The organism is Actinacidiphila acidipaludis, from assembly GCF_019890725.1.
Classification (GTDB): domain Bacteria; phylum Actinomycetota; class Actinomycetes; order Streptomycetales; family Streptomycetaceae; genus Actinacidiphila; species Actinacidiphila acidipaludis.
In genome coordinates, this window is record NZ_JAINZZ010000019.1 from 112,606 (window position 1) to 127,612 (window position 15,007).

Here is a 15,007-nt window from a genome sequence, read left to right on the forward strand (position 1 = left end):
ACGCCGGCCGCCACGAGTTCGAGAGAGGTCTCCATGGACCCGGGCGGGCACGGCCGGTTCGGCGTGGCCGTCCTCGATCCGGCGGGCGTGCCCGCGGTTCAGTGGCCGTGCATCCCGCCCGCGGGCCGCGGCCTGCCGCGGGGCACCAGCACCAGGGCGATCAGGGCCGCGGCCGCGGCCGTGCCGGCGCAGACCGCGTAGGCGTGCGCGAAGGAGCCGGCCACACCGCGTTCGACTCCGCTCGCCGCGACGGTGGACACGACGGCGACGCCGATCGAACCGCCCACCTCGTGGAAGGTGTTCAGCGCGCCGGAGGCCAGCCCGGAGACGTCCGCCGGCACCAGCGCCAGCGCGGTGGTGAAGGCGGTGACGAAGACCGCGCCGACGCCGAACGCGGCCACGCACAGCGCGGGCACCAGTGTGGACCAGACCCCGGTGCCGGCGTTCATCCGTGCCGGGACGACCAGACCCGCCGCCGTGACGGCCATGGCGGCCGCGGCCACCGGCCTGGCGCCGAGCGTGCCCAGCAGCCGCCCGGCGATGTGGGCCCCCGCCGCGGTGGCGACCGCCACCGGCAGGAAGGCCAGGCCCGTGGCGAGCGCGCTGTAACCGCGGTCGCGCTGCAGGTGGACGGAGCTGAGGAAGAACATCCCGATGAGCAGCCCGGTCGCCACCAGGATCAGGAACGCGCCCGCCACCACCGGCCGCCGGCTGAGCACCCGCACGTCGATCAGCGGGGCGCTCACCGTCCGCTCGGTGACGGCGAAGGCCGCGTAGAGCGCCACCGCGAGCCCGAGCGGGCCGAGTGTCTCGGGGGCCGTCCAGCCCTGGTCCCCCGCCGTGACCAGGCCCTTGATCAGCGCGGCGGTGCCGCCGGTCACCAGGACCGCGCCGGGCAGATCGAGCCGGGCCGGCCGCGGCCGCCGGGCGGCCACCAGCGACGGCAGGAGGGCGAGCACCAGCAGGCCCACCGGCACGTTCACATAGAAGATCCAGTTCCAGCCGGGGCCGCTGGTCAGCAGGCCGCCCAGCAGCACGCCGACGGCCGAGCCGGCGCCGCCGATGCCGGCCCAGACGCCCAGGGCACGGCGGCGTTCGGCCTCCTCCTCGAACGTTGAGGTGACCAGCGATAGTGCGGCCGGTGACAGGAGCGCCGCCCCGACGCCCTGGGCGACCCGCGCGGTGAGCAGGGTGCCGGGGCCGCCGGCGAGCCCGGCGGCCAGCGAGGCGCCGGTGAACAGCGCGAGCCCGGCGACGAAGGTGCGACGGGCGCCGAGCGCGTCGGCCAGCCGTCCGCCGAACAGCATCAGGCCGCCGAACGCGAGCGTGTACGACGTCACCACCCAGGTCAGGGCGCTGCGGCCGAGATGCAGGTCGGCGCCGATGTCGGGCAGCGCGACGTTCACCACCGTGACGTCGAGGATCAGCATGAACTGGGCCAGGCAGAGGAGGGTCAGGGCCGCCCAGCGGCGGGAATCGGAGCGTGGTTCGCGATGCGGCGTGAGGCTCGCACCGAGTGTCGAGTGCGTCATAACTGAACTGTACGGCACAGTTCAGATGAACTCAACGGTTCAGTTCAGTTCGAGCGCTAGACTGCTGGTCATGAGTGATCGAAACGTGCCGGAGGGCGAGCGGCGCATCCCCGCGGGCCCGCGGGCCGAGCGGAAGCGGGAGGCCATTCTGACGGCCGCCCGCACGCTCTTCCTGCGGGACGGCTTCGACGCGGGGGTCGACCAGATCGCCGCCGAGGCGGGCGTGTCGAAGGTGACCGTGTACAACCACTTCGGGACCAAGCAGGCGCTCTTCGTCGAGGTCATCAAGCAGGGCCTGGACGCGCCGCTCGGCGACACGCTGGTGGACGCCGTCGACCGGCTCGGCGAGGGCGACGACCTGCGGACGGCCTTCACGGCTGCCGCCCGGGCCTGGGTGCGGAACATCCGGTCCAACCCCGACGTGCTCGCCATGCGCAACCTGATCGCCCGCGAGGCGCACCGCGTCCCGGAGCTGGAGGAGGCGTGGCGGCACGGCGGCCCGACGCTGCACCATCCCGAGGCGCGCGACGCCCTGGAGAAGCTCACCGCCGCGGGGCGCCTGGAGATCTCCGACCCCGAGGTGGCGATCATCCAGCTCTACTCGCTGCTGGTCTTCCCGCACATGGTGTTCAGTACCTACGGGACCACCGTGGACGACGCGTTCGCCGACCGTCTGGTGACGGCCGGCGTCGACATGTTCCTGTCCTACTACGGCCCGCGCCCCGCCTGACCGGGCGGCACGACGCGGAGGGGCCTCAGCCCGGCTTGCGGGCCTCGACCAGGGTGCGGGTCGAGTACGTCACGAACGAGCCCGCACGCTCGATGAGTTCGTGCAGTTCGCGCAGCCGCGACCGGTACTGGCCGACGGTGAAGCCGGGCACCATCCAGATCACCTTGCGCAGGAAGTAGACCACCGCGCCGATGTCCAGGAACTCGATTTGCAGTGACTCGGTCCGCAGGTCCACCACCTCCAGGCCGGCCGCGGTGGCGCCGGCCCGGTCCCGGTCGGGGTGACGGGCGTTCCTGGACGCGTCCGGCTGCGGGCCGAGGAAGTACTCCACGATCTCCACCGCGCTGGCCGGCCCGACGTGCTGGGCGAAGTAGCGCCCGCCGGGGCGCAGCACGCGGGCGATCTCGTCCCAGTGGACGGTCACCGGGTGCCGGCTGGAGACCAGGTCGAACGCGGCGTCGCCGAAGGGCAGCGGCGGCTCGTCGGGATCGGCCACCACCACCGCGCCCTTGGGATGCAGCAGCGCCGTGGCCTTGGCCAGGTTCGGGGGCCAGGACTCGGTCGCCGCCATCAGCGCCGGGAACCGCGGTACACCGGCCAGCACCTCGCCGCCGCCGGTCTGGATGTCCAGGGCCGCGGAGACCTGGGCCAGCCGTTCGCCGAGCTGCCGCTGGTATCCCCAGGACGGCCGCTGCTCGGTCGCCCGGCCGTCCAGCCAGGAGAAGTCCCAGCCTTCCACCGACACGGAATCGGCCTCGGTCACCAGCTCGTCGAAGGATCGCCTCATGATCACAGCCTGCTCGTCCGGGCACCGCGGCCGCCACCGGTTTTCCGGCACGGCGCACGCGGGCCCGGCGGACGGGGGACGTTCCCCCGCCGGCCGGGCCGGCGCTCTCAGCGGTCGGTCAGCTCGCGGTGCAGGTCAGCGTGGGGACCGGTCCCGACCCCGTGCCCTGGAAGCCGAAGCTGGTGCTGGCGGAGGCTCCGAGCGAGCCGTTGTACGAGGCGTTGGCGGCGGTCACCGACGCGCCCGACTGCGTGACAGTGGCGTTCCAGGCGTTGGTGATCTTCTGCCCGCCACCGTAGGTCCAGCTGACGGTCCAGCCGTGGATGGCCGAACTGCCGCTGGTCACCGTGACGTTCGCGGTGAACCCGGAACCCCAGTCGTTGCTCACCGCGTAGGCGGCCGAACACCCGCCGCCCGGCGGCGGGTTGCCGCCTCCCGAGGACGCGGTGGTGGCGGTCACGGCCGCGGACGGCGCCGAGACGTTGCCCGCCGCGTCGCGCGCGGCGACGGTGTAGGTGTAGGCGGTCGAGGCGCTCAGCCCGGTGTCGGTGAACGAGGTCCCGGTGGCCGACCCGGCCAACTGGCCCCCGCGGTAGACGTTGTAGCCGGTGACGCCGACGTTGTCCGAGGCCGGCGACCAGGAGAGCGAGGCCGAGGACGCGGTGGTGCCGGTGACCGTCAGCCCGCCGGGAACCGTCGGCGCCTGCGTGTCGCCGCCGGAGTTGCCCCCGGTGGACGCCGAGAACGAGAAGCTGTTCGTGGCCAGGCCCTGTCCGCCCTGCCAGACCTCGAACCCGGCCTCGGCGTCGATCAGGTAGTGCGAGGGGTTCACAGAACCGCGGCTCACCGCGTCGTTGATGAGCGCCTTGACGTCGAGGTTGCTGAACGAGGTGCCGCCGCCCTGCAGGACGTAGGAGATGATCTTCCAGGAGGTCTGGTTGCCGGTCCACACGTCCCAGTTGTGCCCGGCCGCCGAGGAGGTGCCGGTCTTGCCGCCGAACGGCTGAACGCCGCCACGGCTGTTGAGCCAGATCATGATCTCCGTGCCGTCCGGCTGGCCCTTGGTGGTCGGCGTGGAGTTGATCCACAGGTCGTAGGCCACGTCATAGGCGCCGGAGCCGACCTGGGTGGTGCTCCAGGAACTGGTGGCACTCCCCAACTGGCTGATCTGGATGGGCAGCCCGCTGTTCGGGGTGCAGTCGCCCCAGTGGCAGCCCTTGAAGATCGAGGGGTACGTGGCGGGCGCGCCGTTCGTCGGCAGGTTGAAGTTGGCCGTGTCGAGCGACCATGCCGTGCCGCCGTTGTAGCCGACGCACTGCTGGGCCGTGGAGTTCCACTCGTTGGCCTGGATCGTGTAGTCGCCGGCGGAGATGGTGCCCTGCGGGTCACAGGTGCTCGTGGCCGCGTGCGCGGACTGCGCCGCCGTCACCGGCAGCAGCAGCGCGGCGACCGCGGTCAGCGCGGCGGCGGCCGGGCGCAGCCGCGGGCGCGGCAGTCGGGCTCGGGCAAGAAGGCGTTTCACTGCGAAGGTCCCTTCACCGTGCGTGTGGGGGGATGGGCCGTCTCACAGGAGCCGATGGGAGCGCTCCCATGCGACGCCGGAACACATCAAGCCAGGGCGTCCCTGCGGCGTCAAGACTGCGCGTCGCCTTCATGAGGTGAACGCGACCCGCCCGCGGCGCCCGCCTGGCGCGACACGGCCCGCGTACCAGGCAAAAGGCCGTGACCGGGGGACCCCGCGGCCCGGCGAACGGCATGTGCCGGTTCCGGCGGGTCCGCGCCTTGGAGTCCCGGCGTCGAGGATCGAACATTGCCGGGGCGGGGACGCGGGCCGGCGGGCGCGCTCACCGCAGGAGATGAAGCGGCGAGCCGCGCCGTCCCGGATCGTGGATCCGGCCGGGCCCGATCTCGTGTGCTCCCTGAGCCCGTGGGCGCACGAGCGCGGCCCGCGGACGCGTGACGCGTCCGCGGGCCGCGTGACCGTCGCCACCGGGCGGGGTGAGGGGCCGCCGGGTGGGACGGCGTCAGTTGGCGGCGATGGCCTCGAAGGCCGCCGAGAGGGTCTCGCTCTCGTCCGCCGGGACCCACCGCTCGATCGCGGAGACCAGGTCGCGCCGCTCGTGGAAAAGGTACTGGTACGCCTGGGCCAGAGCGCCGTCCACGGTCAGCACATGCGTGTCCGCCGGGTGCCCGCCGACCAGCGCCCGGTCCAGGATTCCCTGGATCAGATCGCCCTCCTGACGGTCCCGCTCCACGACGTTCTCGGGAGCGCCGTGCCGGAGCAGCACCTTGCGGACGGTGGCCTCCTTGGCCGCGTTGTGCCGCGCGAAGGCGTCGGCGAGCGGGCGCAGGTCCTCGGGCCGGTTGGCCTCTCGCATCCGCACGTCCTCCACCATCGCCAGCAGCACCCCGCCGGAGGTGGCCAGGCTGGCGCCGAGACCGGTCGGCACGTGGCGCGCCTCATGTGCTCCGGCGGTCGCGGCCGGCCGGGTGCCACCGGTGGCCGGTTCCGGCGTGCCGCCGGAAGCCGGCCCGCCGCCGGTGGACGTCCGCCCGGTCCGCCCGAGGTGCGGCCAGTGGAACCTGCCGTGGCGCGTGTCCTCCGCCGGCGCGGCAGCCTCGGGGAACGCCGCCGTGCGGTCGGGGCCAGGTCCCCCACCGGTCTTTCTGGGGTCGCTTGCTTCGCTCATGCCACCCGCTCCTCTCCTCGCTGGGGTCCCGGGCTCCCGCGGGTCACGGCCGGGGCCGCTGCCGCTTCGCCGAGTCCGTGGGTGCGGTCCGCCACGGGTCGTCCTCGTCGGGCACCAGGTGCACCGCCGCCTCCTCGGCCGAGGCGGCCCCGCCGTCGATGCCGATGTCGTCGCCGATCAGGCCGTCGTGACGGGAGTGCGCCCCCTCGTCCGGGGCCACCAGCCGTCCGGACCTGCGGTCACCGGTCTCCGCGTCGAGCAGCTCGCCGTCGGTGTCGCTGACGTCGCCGAGGCCGTCGCCGGGCGCCGGCTCCACGTCCGGCCACTCGCGGCGCAGCCGCCGTTCGAGGGATTCTCCGGAGCGCTGCTCGCGGGCGGTGGTGCCGGTGTCCTCGACGACGAGCGGACGGTCCGGCGGGGAGTAGCCCTCGTCGAGAACGTCCACCAGGCCGCGGTCCAGCAGGGTGTCCTCCGGTTCGAGCGGGCCGGCGTCCTCCCGGATCTCGCTGCCGTCCGGCTGGTAGACGTCGTCACCCATACCGTTCCCGCCTCCGTCGCCGGGGTGCGTCATGTCTTCACGTCCTCTCCGGTCCGGGCCTCGCGGTGACGGACCAGCGCCTACCCCTGCGCGGGGGGCGGAAACGGGCGACGTGAGGTGCGCCGCGACGGCGCCGTCCGGTCCGCGGGGGCGGGGGTGCGGCTGGGGAGTGCGGGGGCCCCGCTTCCATCATGCGCATGTTCCGCGATCTTCGCCTCTCGCCTCCCCGCGCGAGGCTCGGCCTCTCCCACCTCCGCCCGGGCAGCCCCCGGCCCCCTCGGCCTCCGGGGTCCCGCCTTTGCGCACCCACGGCCTCCGGGGTGCCCCCGTGTGCCCACTCCCGGCTTTCCGCCCGGTGGGTGGTTGCTCGCGCTCGGGGCACCTCCCAGACGAAGTCTGGGAGGTGCCCCGAGCGCGAACGGCCACGACGGCGCCGCAGTCGGCACAGGACCGCAAGGGGCAGGACGGGCCCCGAAGGGGGCGCGAGATCCCCCAGCTTCGCCCGGGAGGTGCCCCCAGCGCGACAAGCCAACGCGAACCGGTGGACGGCGACGGCGGCCCGGGGGACCCCCGCATCCGTACCGCCTACCGGGCTGGAAGCCGTTCTGCCGGGAGCGTGGACGGACTGGTACGGGAGGAGGGCCGTGGGGAATGACTGGCGAGGTGAAACCTGGACGCACGATTCCGGCCCCCGACGGCCACGACCGACGCTGGCCCGCCCTCGCGGTCTGCCTCGCCGCCGGCTTCATGACGCTGCTGGACGTCAGCATCGTGAACGTCGCCGTCCCCTCCATCCGCACCGGTCTGGACGCCTCGCAGGGCGCCCTCCAGTGGGTGCTGTCCGGCTACGCCCTGATGTGCGGGCTGCTGCTCGTACCAGCAGGCCGCCTCGGGGACGTCCGCAGCCGGCGCGCCGTCTTCCTCACCGGTCTGGCCCTGTTCACCGCGATGAGCGCGCTGGCGGGCGCCGCGCAGAACGAGTCGTGGCTGGTCGCGGCGCGGCTGGTGCAGGGCGTGGCGGGCGGTGTGCTCGTCCCGCAGGTGTCCGGGTTCATCCAGCAGATGTTCCGGGGGCCCGAGCGCGGCCGGGCCTTCGGTCTGCTGGGCGCGACCATCGGGGTGTCCACGGCGCTGGGCCCGCTGCTGGGCGGGCTGCTGATCGAGGCGTTCGGCCCGCAGGAGGGCTGGCGCTGGGTGTTCTACGTCAACCTGCCGATCGGGCTGGTCGCGCTGCCGCTGGCACACCGCCTGCTGCCCGGTCCGGCGCCGCGCGAGGGCGGCCGGCGGCGCAGCGACCTCGACCCGGTGGGGGTCGTGCTGCTGGGCTCGGGCACCGCCGTCCTGCTGCTGCCGTTCATGGAGCAGGAGGAGTGGCACGGTCCGCAGAAGTGGCTGCTCGTCCCGCTGGCCCTGCTGGTGCTGGCCGTCTTCACCGCGTGGGAGCGCCACTACGCCCGGGAGCGGGACCCGCTGGTGGACCTGCGGCTGTTCCGGCAGCGCTCGTACGGGCTGGGCGTGCTGCTGTCCCTGCTGTACTTCGCCGGGTTCACCTCGGTCTTCTTCATCCTGACCCTGTACCTGCAGAACGGTCTGCACTACAGCGCCCTGCTGGCGGGTCTGTCGATCATCCCCTTCGCCCTGGGCTCGGTGGCGACCGCTGCGGTCGGCGGGCGGATCGTCGGCCGGCTGGGCCGGCCGCTGGTGGCGACCGGCCTGACGACCGTCCTGGTCGGTCTGCTGGGAACCGCGCTGGCGGTGCAGCTCGACCCGGGCCGCTCGGTCGGCTGGGCCACGGCGGCGCCACTGCTGCTGGCCGGACTCGGCAGCGGGCTGGTCGTCGCGCCCAACCAGACGCTGACGCTGCACGAGGTGCCGGTGGCCCGGGCGGGCAGCGCGGGCGGGGTGCTGCAGACAGCGCAGCGCATCGGTTCCGCGGCCGGGATCGCGGCGGTCGGCTCGGTCTTCTTCGACGGCGTCGGCACCGCGCGTCCCGACTGGGCCGGCGGCTTCCAGCTGGGCCTGTTCACGGCGATCGGGCTGGCCGCGCTCGCCCTGGTGGTGGCGCTGACCGACATCCGGGGCACGAGGGCGCCGGAGCCGGTCGCGGTACCGGGGCCGCCCGAGGAGGCGGGCGTCGGCCCGGGCTGACCGGGCCGCGCCCGTCGGTCCTCGGCAGACCGGCCGCCGGGCTCAGCGCACCCCGCGCGGGCGGAACTGCACGCTGATCCGGCCGCCCACACCGGCCTTGGTCTTGGGGATGGCGTGGTCCCAGGTGCGCTGGCAGGAGCCGCCCATCACGATCAGGTCGCCGTGGCCGAGCGGCTGGCGGATGGCGGGTCCGCCCCCGGCGCGCGGGCGCAGCAGCAGCGGCCGCGGTTCGCCGAGGGAGAGGATCGCGACCATGGTGTCCTGGCTGTTGCCGCGTCCGATCCGGTCGCCGTGCCAGGCCACGCTGTCCCGGCCGTCCCGGTAGTAGCACAGGCCCGCGCTGACGAAAGGCTCGCCGAGTTCTGCGGCGTAGTGCGCGGACAGCCTGGCGCGGGCCTCGTCGAGGACCGGGTCGGGCAGCCGGTCGTCCGCGTCGTAGTGGGCGAGCAGCCGGGGCACGGTCACCACGTTGTCGTACATGCGGCGCCGTTCCTCCCGCCAGGGCACGTGCTCGGCGAGGTCCTGGAACAGGTCGTCGGCGCCGCTGAGCCAGCCGGGCAGGGTGTCGATCCAGGCGCCGTGGCTCAGTACGGTGCGGCGGACCCCGGTCAGATCGCCGAGAGCGGTCTCCCCGGCGGCGAAGAGGGATGCCTGCTGGTGGTGCATACCCGCCAGCGTAACCCACGCCCGTACACGCATTCGATTACCCGAAATCCGGCGGCCCCCCGCTCCCCCGGGATGGTTGGATCGGGTCAGCGATGCCGAGGGTGGCGGGCGGCCCCGCCGGACAGAGGGAGACACGATGAGCCAGGCCCGGAAGGCGACCGCGGACGGGGGGTCGTCCGCGCTGCCGGACGCCGACAGCCACGACGTCATCCGCGTGCACGGCGCCCGGGAGAACAACCTCAAGGACGTCAGCATCGAGATCCCCAAGCGCCGGTTGACGGTGTTCACCGGGGTCTCGGGGTCGGGCAAGAGCTCCCTGGTGTTCGACACCATCGCCGCCGAGTCCCAGCGGCTGATCAACGAGACCTACAGCGCCTTCGTCCAGGGCTTCATGCCGACGCTCGCACGGCCGGAGGTCGACGTCCTCGACGGCCTGACCACCGCCATCACCGTCGACCAGCAGCGGATGGGCGGCGACCCGCGGTCCACGGTCGGCACCGCCACCGACGCCAACGCGATGCTGCGCATCCTGTTCAGCCGCCTGGGCGAGCCGCACATCGGACCGCCGGGCGCCTTCGCGTTCAACGTCCCCTCGGTGCGGGCGAGCGGCGCGATCACCGTCGAGCGCGGCGACAGGAAGGCGGTCCGGGCCACGTTCAGCCGGACCGGCGGCATGTGCCCGCGTTGCGAGGGCCGCGGCACCGTCTCCGACGTCGACCTCACCCAGTTCTACGACGAGACCCGCTCGCTCAACGAGGACGCGATCACCGTCCCCGGCTACAAGGGCGGCGGCTGGAACTACCGGCTCTACACCGAGTCGGGGTTCTACGACCCGGACAAGCCGATCCGGGAGTTCACCGAGAAGGAACTCCGGGACTTCCTCCACCACGAGCCGGTGCGCATGAAGATCGCCGGCATCAACATGACCTACGAGGGCCTGATCCCGCGCGTCCAGAAGTCGATGCTCTCCAAGGACCCGGAGGCGATGCAGCCGCACATCCGGGAGTTCGTGGACCGCGCCGTGGCCTTCACGGCGTGCCCGGAGTGCGGGGGCACCCGGCTGAGCGAGGGCGCCCGTTCGTCGAGGATCGACGGCGTCAGCATCGCCGACGCGTGCGCGATGCAGATCAGCGACCTGGCGGCGTGGGTGCGCGGGATCGGCGAGCCCTCGGTGGCGCCGCTGCTCACCGCGCTGCAGCAGACCCTCGACTCCTTCGTGGAGATCGGCCTCGGCTATCTGTCGCTCGACCGGCCCTCGGGCACGCTGTCCGGCGGCGAGGCGCAGCGCACCAAGATGATCCGCCATCTGGGCTCCTCGCTCACCGACGTCACCTACGTCTTCGACGAGCCCACGGTCGGCCTGCACCCGCACGACATCCGGCGGATGAACCGGCTGCTGCTGCGTCTGCGCGACAAGGGCAACACCGTGCTCGTCGTGGAGCACAAGCCGGAGGCGATCGCGATCGCCGACCACGTGGTGGACCTCGGGCCGGGAGCCGGCACGGCGGGCGGCGCGGTCTGCTTCGAGGGCACCGTGGAGGGGCTGCGGTCGTCCGGCACGCTCACCGGGCGGCACCTGGACGACCGGGCGGCGCTCAAGCCGTCGGTGCGCACGCCCTCGGGCGCGCTGGAGGTGCGGGGGGCCGCCGGCAACAACCTGCGGGACGTCGACGTCGACATCCCGCTGGGCGTGCTGACCGTGGTGACCGGGGTGGCCGGCTCCGGCAAGAGCTCGCTCGTCCAGGGCTCGGTGTCCGGCCGCGACGGCGTGGTGACGGTGGACCAGGCCCCGATCCGCGGTTCGCGGCGCAGCAACCCGGCGACCTACACCGGGCTGCTCGACCCGATCCGCAAGGCGTTCGCGAAGGCCAACGGCGTCAAGCCCGCCCTGTTCAGCGCCAATTCCGAAGGCGCCTGCCCCAACTGCAACGGCGCCGGGGTCGTCTACACCGACCTGGCGATGATGGCGGGCGTCGCCACGACCTGCGAGGAGTGCGAGGGCAAGCGGTTCGACGCGTCCGTGCTCGAGTACCGCCTCGGCGGCCGGGACATCAGCGAGGTGCTCGCCATGCCCGTCGACGCCGCCCGCGAGTTCTTCGCCGGCGGCGAGGCGCACACCCCCGCGGCCCAGCGCGTGCTGGACCGGCTCTCCGATGTGGGTCTGGGCTATCTCACGCTCGGCCAGCCGCTCACCACGCTGTCCGGCGGCGAGCGGCAGCGGCTGAAGCTGGCCACCCACATGGGCGACAAGGGCGGGGTGTACATCCTCGACGAGCCGACGACCGGCCTGCACCTGGCGGACGTCGAACAGCTCCTGGGGCTGCTGGACCGGCTGGTCGACTCCGGAAAGTCGGTGGTCGTCATCGAGCACCACCAGGCGGTGATGGCCCACGCCGACTGGATCATCGACCTCGGGCCCGGCGCGGGCCACGACGGCGGCCGGGTCGTCTTCGAGGGCACGCCCGCCGCCCTGGTGGCCGCCCGCTCCACGCTGACCGGCGAGCACCTCGCGGAGTACGTCGGCGGCTGACCCCGCCGCCCGCAGCACCCGTACCGCGCCGCCGGGACGGGCGCTGCGGGCGGCGCCCGTTCCGCGCCGCCGGGACGGTCCGGACGACCCGCCGATCCGCCCGTCTCGGCGGCGCGATCCGTCGGCGGGTCGCAGGATGGGGACATGCTCTTCGCCGATGTCGCCCGAGTGTCAGGGGAGATCGCGCGGACCTCCGCGCGGTCACGCAAGACGGCGCTGCTCGCCGAGTTCTTCCGGGCTGCCGAGCCCGACGACGTGCCGATCGCCATCGCCTATCTGGCCGGGCGGCTGCCGCAGGGCCGGCTCGGCGTCGGCTGGGCGGCGCTGCGGGACCGCGCCGAGCCCGCCGCGGAGCCCGCGCTGACGGTGCGCGAGGTGGACGCCGCCCTGACCGCCGTCGCCGAGGTGTCCGGAACCGGCGCGCAGGCCGGACGGCGGGCACTGCTGCAGGACCTGTTCGGAGCGGCGACCGAACGCGAGCAGCAGTATCTGCTGGGCCTGGTCACGGGCGAGGTGCGGCAGGGGGCGCTGGACGCGGTGGCGGCCGAGGGACTGGCCGCCGCCACCGACGCGCCGCCGGCGGCCGTGCGGCGGGCCGTGATGCTGGCCGGCGCGCTGGAACCGGTCGCCCAGGCGCTGCTGGCCCGCGGCCCCGCGGCCCTCGACGATTTCGCGCTGGCCGTGGGACGGCCGGTGCAGCCGATGCTGGCGGCGAGCGCCAAGTCCGTGGCCGAGGCGGTGGCCAAGGCGGGGCCCTGCGCGGTGGAGGAGAAGCTCGACGGCATCCGCGTGCAGGTCCACTCCGACCACGGCTCGGTCGGCATCTACACCCGCACTCTCGACGACGTGACCGAGCGGCTGCCGGAGATCGCGGCGACGGTCGCGGAGCTGGCCGCCGACCGGTTCGTGCTGGACGGCGAGGTGCTGGCCTTCGACGAGGCGGGGCGGCCCCGGCCGTTCCAGGAGACCGCGGGACGGGTCGGCTCCCGGGTGGACGTGGCGGCGGCCGCCCAGGCGATGCCGGTGCACGCCGTCTTCTTCGACGTGCTGTCCGTCGACGGCCGCGACCTGCTGGACCTGCCCTACGCCGAACGCCACGCCGCCCTGGAGAGGCTGGTCCCCGAGGGGCTCAGAGTGCGGCGCGCGGTCGTCGCCGATCCCGGGGATCCGGAACAGGTCACCGCCGCCGAGGAGTTCTTCCGGCACGCGCTGGAGCGCGGCCACGAGGGCGTGGTGGTCAAGTCGGCCGACGCCCCGTACGCCGCCGGGCGGCGCGGCGCCTCCTGGCTCAAGGTCAAGCCGGTGCACACCCTGGACCTGGTCGTGCTGGCGGTGGAGCGCGGCCACGGCCGCCGCACCGGCAAGCTGTCCAACCTGCACCTGGGCGCGCGCGCCGAGGACGGCTCGTTCGTCATGCTCGGCAAGACGTTCAAGGGCCTCACCGACGCGATGCTGGAGTGGCAGACCGCACGGCTGGGGGACCTCGCGGTCGCCGACGACGGCTGGACGGTCACCGTGCGGCCGGAGCTCGTGGTGGAGATCGCCTACGACGGCGTGCAGCGGTCACCGCGCTACCCCGGCGGCCTGGCGCTGCGGTTCGCGCGGGTGCTGCGCTACCGCGAGGACAAGCCGGCGTCCGAGGCGGACACCGTGGCCACGGTGCGGGAGGCGCACGGCGGGGGGTGAGCGGGGCCCGTCCTTGTGCGGCCCGTGCTCGTACCGTCAGACCTGTGCGGCCAGGTCCGGGCGGTCAGGCCGCGGCGGGGGACTCCAGTCGCAGCCGCACCTCTTCCTCCTGGTCCCCGGCGGAGGTGCCGACGACGCGCACCGAGAACGCCTCCGTCAGCGCCTCACGCAGCCGGTCCACCGCGTGGTAACCGCCCTGTGCGGTGATGACGACGGGCTCGGTGAGCCGGCCGGGCCTGGCCAGACCGAGCGTGCGGGACACGTCGAAGGTCGCGGTCCAGATGATCGGCGGCCCGCCCTGCGGCTCGGCGGGCACGTCCTCGGGCGAACGGTCGGAGGGGAAGCTGGCGTGCAGCGCGGCGAGGACGGCGTGGGCGTCCTCCTTGCAGCAGCTGTCGAGGGTGATGGCGACCTGGGCGTCGGTGCCGGCGGGCAGGTCCTGCTGGGTGGTCACGACGGTTCCTTCCGGGTTCGGGCCGGTCGCCGGTGCGGGCTCATCGGTTCCGGTCGCGCGGACGTATCGCTATGGACAGCGCATTTCCGGCCGGCGGCCGGGGAAACCCCGGGGTGACCCGGATGGCGGCGGACCGTCCGGCTGATCTTTACCATCGGGGTATGGCCCGACGCTCAGCCCGCCCCTCCCGTCCGCCCCGCCCGGCGGTGCCCACCATGTGCCCGTGCGGGCTCGGCGTGCCCTACGCCGACTGCTGCGGCGCCTTCCACGCGGGGGGCGCCACGGCGCCGACCGCGGAACGCCTCATGCGGTCGCGGTACAGCGCGTTCGCCGTCGGTGACGCGGGTTATCTCCTCCGGACCTGGCACCCGTCCACCCGGCCGGCCCACCTCGATCTCGACGGGTCCGTCCGGTGGACCGGGCTCGACATCCTCGCCACCACGGGGGGCACGGCCTTTCATTCCGAGGGGACGGTGGAGTTCGCCGCGCACTATCGCGTCGGTGGGGAGGTGGGGGCTCAGCGGGAGTGCAGTCGGTTTCTTCGCGAGGGGGGTGGGTGGTTCTACCTCGACGGGGAGGGGGGGCCGGGCTGAGGCCGTGCCGCCTGCCGCTCGGCTTCTGACGTATGGCTTGCCCCGCCATTCCCCGCACCCCTTCGGGGCTCGTCCTGCCCCTTGCGGGTGCGTTGCCGACTACGGCGCCGTCGTGGCTGTTCGCGCTGGGGGCACCTCGCGGACGAAGTCTGGGGGACCCCGCGCCCCCTTCAGGGTTCGTCCTGCCCCTTGCGGTGCGTTTCCGGCTGTCCGCCGGTGGGTGGTTGCCCGCGCTGGGGGCACCTCCCGGACGAAGTCTGGGGGACCTCGCGCCCCTGTTATCGCTTGCCGTTCGTCCACTTGTCGGGGGCAGTCCGGAAGCGTCTCCTCGGACTTGTGCGTGACCCTTCTGACGAAGGGGCTGGGCGGGCGGATGCACAAGTCCTTGCGGGGAGCGCTTCCTCCCCACCCCCTGGCAGTGAAAGTGGCCGCAGGGGCAGTACGCAGGTACCGCAGCACACAACATCCCGGCAGCCGGGGGCCGGCCGGAGGGGACGGGGAGGGAGTGCCCCCGCAGGACTTGTGCAGCCCCCGGGCACTTCCTGCGGAAGAACGGTGCACGCACAAGTCCGAGGAGGTACTCCCGGACTGGCCCCGCCACCGGAAACCGAGCAGGCTCCGCCAGGGGCGCGGGGTCCCCCAGACTTCGTCCG

At 73.7% G+C, this 15,007-nt stretch carries 12 protein-coding genes; 5 read left to right on the forward strand and 7 right to left on the reverse strand.

Features of this window, described 5'->3' with window-relative positions:
• Positions 1–98: 98 nt before the first annotated feature.
• Positions 99–1,532 carry an MFS transporter gene (locus K7862_RS17515; RefSeq protein ID WP_222963546.1) on the reverse strand — a complete coding sequence of 478 codons (1,434 nt, stop codon included), beginning with the start codon at positions 1,530–1,532 and terminating at the stop codon, positions 99–101.
• Between the two features lie 70 nt (positions 1,533–1,602).
• Between K7862_RS17515 and K7862_RS17520 the strand changes: the two genes are divergently transcribed.
• Positions 1,603–2,262 (forward strand): TetR/AcrR family transcriptional regulator, encoded by a 660-nt coding sequence (locus K7862_RS17520; RefSeq protein WP_222963547.1) that lies wholly within the window; start codon positions 1,603–1,605, stop codon positions 2,260–2,262.
• A 25-nt stretch (positions 2,263–2,287) separates the two neighbouring features.
• Here the strand turns inward: K7862_RS17520 and K7862_RS17525 are convergent, their stop codons facing one another.
• The 4 genes from K7862_RS17525 to K7862_RS17540 form a co-directional block, all read right to left on the reverse strand.
• Positions 2,288–3,049: a class I SAM-dependent methyltransferase gene (locus K7862_RS17525; protein WP_222963548.1), complete on the reverse strand. Its 762-nt coding sequence runs from the start codon at positions 3,047–3,049 to the stop codon at positions 2,288–2,290.
• 118 nt (positions 3,050–3,167) lie between these two features.
• Positions 3,168–4,571, reverse strand: coding sequence for a GH12 family glycosyl hydrolase domain-containing protein (locus tag K7862_RS37645; RefSeq protein WP_308012039.1), 1,404 nt, complete (start codon positions 4,569–4,571; stop codon positions 3,168–3,170).
• A 502-nt stretch (positions 4,572–5,073) separates the two neighbouring features.
• The gene (locus K7862_RS17535; protein ID WP_222963549.1) at positions 5,074–5,739 is read right to left on the reverse strand and encodes a hypothetical protein; all 666 of its coding nucleotides are present in this window, start codon (positions 5,737–5,739) and stop codon (positions 5,074–5,076) included.
• Between the two features lie 43 nt (positions 5,740–5,782).
• Complete coding sequence (locus tag K7862_RS17540; RefSeq protein ID WP_262413314.1) at positions 5,783–6,277, reverse strand: DUF5709 domain-containing protein; 495 nt, start codon at positions 6,275–6,277, stop codon at positions 5,783–5,785.
• A 651-nt stretch (positions 6,278–6,928) separates the two neighbouring features.
• Between K7862_RS17540 and K7862_RS17545 the strand changes: the two genes are divergently transcribed.
• The gene (locus tag K7862_RS17545) at positions 6,929–8,425 is read left to right on the forward strand and encodes an MFS transporter (protein WP_222963551.1); all 1,497 of its coding nucleotides are present in this window, start codon (positions 6,929–6,931) and stop codon (positions 8,423–8,425) included.
• A 42-nt stretch (positions 8,426–8,467) separates the two neighbouring features.
• Here the strand turns inward: K7862_RS17545 and K7862_RS17550 are convergent, their stop codons facing one another.
• Positions 8,468–9,091, reverse strand: a complete 624-nt coding sequence (locus K7862_RS17550) for an alpha-ketoglutarate-dependent dioxygenase AlkB (protein WP_222963552.1) — start codon at positions 9,089–9,091, stop codon at positions 8,468–8,470.
• 136 nt (positions 9,092–9,227) lie between these two features.
• Between K7862_RS17550 and K7862_RS17555 the strand changes: the two genes are divergently transcribed.
• Both K7862_RS17555 and K7862_RS17560 read left to right on the forward strand, forming a co-directional pair.
• Positions 9,228–11,621, forward strand: coding sequence for an ATP-binding cassette domain-containing protein (locus K7862_RS17555; RefSeq protein ID WP_222963553.1), 2,394 nt, complete (start codon positions 9,228–9,230; stop codon positions 11,619–11,621).
• A gap of 144 nt (positions 11,622–11,765) precedes the next feature.
• Complete coding sequence (locus K7862_RS17560) at positions 11,766–13,307, forward strand: ATP-dependent DNA ligase (RefSeq protein WP_222963554.1); 1,542 nt, start codon at positions 11,766–11,768, stop codon at positions 13,305–13,307.
• A gap of 64 nt (positions 13,308–13,371) precedes the next feature.
• Here the strand turns inward: K7862_RS17560 and K7862_RS17565 are convergent, their stop codons facing one another.
• Positions 13,372–13,761, reverse strand: a complete 390-nt coding sequence (locus K7862_RS17565; RefSeq protein WP_222963555.1) for a hypothetical protein — start codon at positions 13,759–13,761, stop codon at positions 13,372–13,374.
• A gap of 161 nt (positions 13,762–13,922) precedes the next feature.
• On the opposite strand from K7862_RS17565, the gene K7862_RS17570 reads away from it, so the two are divergent.
• Complete coding sequence (locus K7862_RS17570) at positions 13,923–14,354, forward strand: YchJ family protein (RefSeq protein WP_222963556.1); 432 nt, start codon at positions 13,923–13,925, stop codon at positions 14,352–14,354.
• Positions 14,355–15,007 lie beyond the last annotated feature (653 nt).

Excerpts from the sequence above, each read along its gene's own strand:
- K7862_RS17570 (WP_222963556.1), top strand. The coding sequence starts at position 13,923 with ATGGCCCGACGCTCAGCCCGCCCCTCCCGTCCGCCCCGCCCGGCGGTG.
- K7862_RS17525 (WP_222963548.1), bottom strand. The coding sequence starts at position 3,049 with ATGAGGCGATCCTTCGACGAGCTGGTGACCGAGGCCGATTCCGTGTCG.
- K7862_RS17560 (WP_222963554.1), top strand. The coding sequence starts at position 11,766 with ATGCTCTTCGCCGATGTCGCCCGAGTGTCAGGGGAGATCGCGCGGACC.
- K7862_RS17550 (WP_222963552.1), bottom strand. The coding sequence starts at position 9,091 with ATGCACCACCAGCAGGCATCCCTCTTCGCCGCCGGGGAGACCGCTCTC.
- K7862_RS17520 (WP_222963547.1), top strand. The coding sequence starts at position 1,603 with ATGAGTGATCGAAACGTGCCGGAGGGCGAGCGGCGCATCCCCGCGGGC.
- K7862_RS17515 (WP_222963546.1), bottom strand. The coding sequence starts at position 1,532 with ATGACGCACTCGACACTCGGTGCGAGCCTCACGCCGCATCGCGAACCA.
- K7862_RS17545 (WP_222963551.1), top strand. The coding sequence starts at position 6,929 with ATGACTGGCGAGGTGAAACCTGGACGCACGATTCCGGCCCCCGACGGC.
- K7862_RS17555 (WP_222963553.1), top strand. The coding sequence starts at position 9,228 with ATGAGCCAGGCCCGGAAGGCGACCGCGGACGGGGGGTCGTCCGCGCTG.
- K7862_RS17535 (WP_222963549.1), bottom strand. The coding sequence starts at position 5,739 with ATGAGCGAAGCAAGCGACCCCAGAAAGACCGGTGGGGGACCTGGCCCC.
- K7862_RS17540 (WP_262413314.1), bottom strand. The coding sequence starts at position 6,277 with ATGGGTGACGACGTCTACCAGCCGGACGGCAGCGAGATCCGGGAGGAC.